The following is a 4,218-nucleotide window of genomic DNA, read 5'->3' on the forward strand; positions in this document are numbered from 1 at the left end:
AATTTAAAGTGGATAATGATTTCCAAAATCAATCTTTTATTCATGTACAAACATCTGTTAAGATAAGAATAATAATAAAAAGTATTTTAATAGTGAATAAAGTAACAGTTTTTTTAGTAAAACCCTGATACACTGAAAATAAATAGCTTCTTTGAAAATAATGGAGTTGATACGAATGGAAAAAACCATTATTAAGGATAAATTAAATAGACCTTTACGTGACTTAAGAATTTCTGTCATAGATCGCTGTAATTTTCGCTGCCAATACTGTATGCCAGCAGACCAATTTGGTCCGGACTTTGAATTTCTTCCTCGAAGCGCCTTGCTGACGTATGAAGAAATTGAACGCCTAGGAAAAATATTTGTCGGTTTAGGAGTGGAAAAAATCCGCTTAACAGGCGGTGAACCACTGCTTCGCAAGGATATGCCGATTCTTGTCAAAAAACTCTCTGTTATTGACGGCCTAAGGGACATAGGCTTAACAACAAATGGCGTTCTTTTGCCGAAATTGGCTGGTGAGTTAAAAGCTGCAGGTCTCAAAAGAGTAAATGTCAGCCTTGATACCCTAAACGATGAATTGTTTGGACAAATTAATGGGCGCCAGGTAGGTACGGGTCCTGTATTAGATGGGATTGAAGCGGCAAAACAGGCGGGCCTTGGGGTCAAAATCAACATGGTTGTAAAAAAAGGTCTAAATGATTCTGAAATTATTCCAATGGCAGAATACTGCAAAAACCACGGTTTAGAGCTTAGGTATATCGAGTTCATGGATGTTGGCTCGACAAACGGCTGGAAAATGGATGATGTTATTACCAAAAAACAGATTTATCATCTATTGAAAGAGCATTTTGAACTGGAGCCTATTGATCCTGCTTATTTTGGGGAAGTGGCAAAGCTTTATCGCTATAAAGATTCTGACGTGAATGTAGGGTTTATTACTTCCGTTTCTGAGTCTTTCTGCTCAAGCTGCACTCGATCCCGACTTTCAGCAAATGGTCAGATTTTTACCTGCTTATTTAATGGAAATGGCCATGATATTCGGAATTTCATGAGAAATGGGGCTACCGATGAGCAAATAGCTGAGCGGATTACAGATATTTGGAATGGTCGAGATGACAGATATTCGGACGAAAGAACAGCGGAAACAAATAAAAATCGTAAAAAGATCGAAATGTCTTATATTGGCGGTTAACTAGAAAAGCGGAAGCGCCCGTTTAGCGAAGTACACTAGCTGCTGGGCGCTGCGAGCTAGACAGTTATCAAAGTTCAGATATAGATCCTCATTTTATAAAACAGCCCGCTTGCAGCAAGCGGGCTGTTGATCATTATGCAATATATCGAGGGAATAAAATATTATTTTCAAGATGAACATGCATGAAGGTTAATTCTTCTAATGCTTCCAAGCGTGCATAAACTAAACGGTACGTACCACAGGCATCTAGTGGAAGTTTATAGTCAGATGTTACTTCACGGATTTGTCTTAAAATCTCACCGGCATGGTCGTGTTCCTTTTCAAGCTCTGTAATCATTGCAATCGCTTCTTTGCGATTTTCAACAGTTCCGTCTATGATCTGCTTAATTAACGGGAATACAATAGCTTCTTCTTTTTCCATATGCTTAAGCAATTCTTTTTTAAATTCATAAAAGAGTTCATTCACTTTTAATAACTCAGGATGGTTGTCGCCGTGTACACGTGATACTTTCGTTACATATGGGCTGAGCATTGATAACTCTTCTTCAGATACACGGTGGTAATTTGAAATGATATGTTCCATGATTGTATTTGAATCAGATTCTGTCCAAACTTCTACATCTTTTTCGGTATTCTCGTATGTCTCAAATACGATTTTTAATTCTTCTAATAAAGTATCCATATTAAGCTGGTTTTGAGCAACAGCTTGTGACAATGGGATGTTTCCGCCGCAGCAGAAATCGATGCGGTTCTTTTTGAATACATCACTTGTTTTTGGTAATTCGTTAACAATATCTTTAACTAATGAATTCTCAGTAATAGTGAAAGTCATGAAAAATCCTCCTTGAATTTTTTTAAAGGTTGGTTATTTCTGACTTAAGCATAATTGAAAACAAATATTAATTAGGTGACCTGCATCACACTTTCGCTATGATTTAATTAATTCCTTATTTTGTGACATTTGATATGTTAGCAAGTTTTCTATAGGCTTATAATGAATATTAGATGATAAAATTTTATACATAGTTAAAAATTACTAGTATTAGGCAGGAGTTGATGTAGTTTGTTAGAAAGAAGAATACCGATTCCAATTGGTGAAGCAGTCCAAAAAATAATGGAACATCAATTACATGGTGTAACAGAACATGTTTCGATAAATGAGAGTTTTGGCCGTTTTTTATCAGAAGATTTAATTGCGACTAGCGACGTGCCTCACTTTGACCGGGCACCTTATGATGGCTTTGCAGTCAGATCCATCGATACTCTTGAGGCTACACTGTCCAATCCAGTCGAATTTGAAGTAATTGATCATATAGGTGCCGGATTGGTTTCAACGAAGATTGTCGGTCAAAATCAAGCAGTTCGAATCATGACAGGGGCAATGATGCCGGAAGGAACCGATGCAGTCGTCATGTTTGAAGTTGCAAAAGACTACGAAAAAAACGGAAAACCTTTTATGTCGATAAAACGAAGATTTAACAAGGGGGATAATGTTTCCTTAAAAGGTGAAGACGCGAAAAAAGGTGAAGTCTTAGTAAAAAAAGGAACATTGATTAATCCCGGTATCCAAGCCATGCTTGCTACTTTTGGCTATAAGAATGTACCCGTGGCAAAAAAACCACTTGTCGGTCTGTTTGCGACTGGAACAGAGCTTTTAGAAGTGGAAGAAGAATTAGTGCCAGGAAAAATTCGCAATAGCAATTCCCATATGATTGCTGCCCAAATAGAAAGGGCAGGGGGGACTGTTCATTATTTTGGTAAGTTGCCTGATGATTTTGATACATGTTTTGAAGCAGTAAAAAACACTTTGAATAAGGTAGATTTGTTAATTACGACCGGAGGTGTATCGGTTGGAGATTTTGACTATCTTCCGGCAATTTATAAAAAACTGGGTGCAGAGGTATTCTTTAATAAAGTGGCAATGCGACCCGGAAGTGTTACGACGGTAGCTCGATTTAATAATAAAATTCTGTTTGGGCTTTCAGGGAACCCATCTGCCTGTTATGTCGGCTTTGAATTGTATGCACGGCCGATTATTCGCGGACTACTTTTTTCAGAAAAACCGCACTTACGGAGAGAGAAAGCAGTCTTAGAGGTTGACTTTTTAAAAGCAAATCCATTTACGAGATTGGTGCGCAGCTCGGTATTTATCGAGGATGGAAGGTTAAGAGTTACTCCGAGCGGACTAGATAAGTCAAATATTATTATGAGTCTTTCAGGTGCAAATTCCTTAACGATTCTTCCTGGTGGAACGCGTGGATTTACTGCTGGAAGCGAGGTAGATGTTCTTTTACTTGAGGACCAGGTCGGCAGTGAGTGGCCTTGGTAAAGCCAGTAGTATTTCAAGTAGTAGGATATCAAAATAGTGGGAAAACAACTTTAACAACAAAGCTTATTAAAGCACTAAAGGATCGTGGTTTAAAAACGGTGACCATTAAACATCATGGCCATGGGGGGAAACCAGATGCAGCGGATCAAAAGGATTCAAGCAAACATCTTTCAGCAGGTGCGATTGCATCAATTGTTGAAGGGGATGGCAGACTGATTCTTCAGGCTGAAAACTTCCAACATAGTCTTGAAAAACAGATTGAGTTGCTAAAATCTTTCAATCCAGATGTAATATTAATTGAGGGTTATAAGCAGGAAAATTATCCTAAGCTATTGTTAGTAAGAGATAAACAGGACCTGATTTTATTAGAAATGGTGAAAAATGTTACGGCAGTTGTGTACTGGATGGAAGAGATGAGGGATATGATTACAGCAAAATGGAGTATGCCTTCCTTTCTAATTGATGATGAAACAGCTATTATTTGGATAGCAGAATCCATCCAAAGGCTAAAAAAATAGATGTACCAAATTAAAAAAATTGCCATAAAAATTAGTTACCTAAAGACTGATCGGTTTTACCGTTCAGTCTTTTTTTTATGAAAAGTATAATTGAATTTATTTTTAGTTGCATTAAATATTTAACTTATTTCTTCTGAATTGGTTTTCTGAATAGCTAATCAAAAACCCTCTTTTAAGGA

Annotated in this window: 4 protein-coding genes; 3 read left to right on the forward strand and 1 reads right to left on the reverse strand. The window is 37.3% G+C overall.

All coding sequences use genetic code 11. The features are described from left to right. The first annotated feature begins 175 nt into the window (after nucleotides 1–175). Nucleotides 176–1,192, forward strand: coding sequence for a GTP 3',8-cyclase MoaA (gene moaA / locus V7150_RS14340; protein WP_335519372.1), 1,017 nt, complete (start codon nucleotides 176–178; stop codon nucleotides 1,190–1,192). Nucleotides 1,193–1,325: 133 nt separating this feature from the next. On the opposite strand, the gene ric is transcribed toward moaA, so the two are convergent. Then, the gene (gene ric / locus V7150_RS14345; RefSeq protein WP_335519375.1) at nucleotides 1,326–2,024 is read right to left on the reverse strand and encodes an iron-sulfur cluster repair di-iron protein; all 699 of its coding nucleotides are present in this window, start codon (nucleotides 2,022–2,024) and stop codon (nucleotides 1,326–1,328) included. A 231-nt stretch (nucleotides 2,025–2,255) separates the two neighbouring features. Between ric and V7150_RS14350 the strand changes: the two genes are divergently transcribed. Continuing rightward, the gene (locus V7150_RS14350; protein WP_335519379.1) at nucleotides 2,256–3,521 is read left to right on the forward strand and encodes a molybdopterin molybdotransferase MoeA; all 1,266 of its coding nucleotides are present in this window, start codon (nucleotides 2,256–2,258) and stop codon (nucleotides 3,519–3,521) included. After that, nucleotides 3,509–4,039: a molybdopterin-guanine dinucleotide biosynthesis protein B gene (mobB, locus tag V7150_RS14355; protein WP_335519382.1), complete on the forward strand. Its 531-nt coding sequence runs from the start codon at nucleotides 3,509–3,511 to the stop codon at nucleotides 4,037–4,039. The genes V7150_RS14350 and mobB overlap by 13 nt, the downstream gene beginning before the upstream one ends. Nucleotides 4,040–4,218 lie beyond the last annotated feature (179 nt).

The organism is Neobacillus drentensis (assembly GCF_036965245.1).
In the GTDB taxonomy this organism is placed as follows: domain Bacteria; phylum Bacillota; class Bacilli; order Bacillales; family Cytobacillaceae; genus Neobacillus; species Neobacillus drentensis_G.

Coding starts and splice junctions, on each gene's coding strand:
- moaA (WP_335519372.1), top strand. CDS start 176: ATGGAAAAAACCATTATTAAGGATAAATTAAATAGACCTTTACGTGAC.
- ric (WP_335519375.1), bottom strand. CDS start 2,024: ATGACTTTCACTATTACTGAGAATTCATTAGTTAAAGATATTGTTAAC.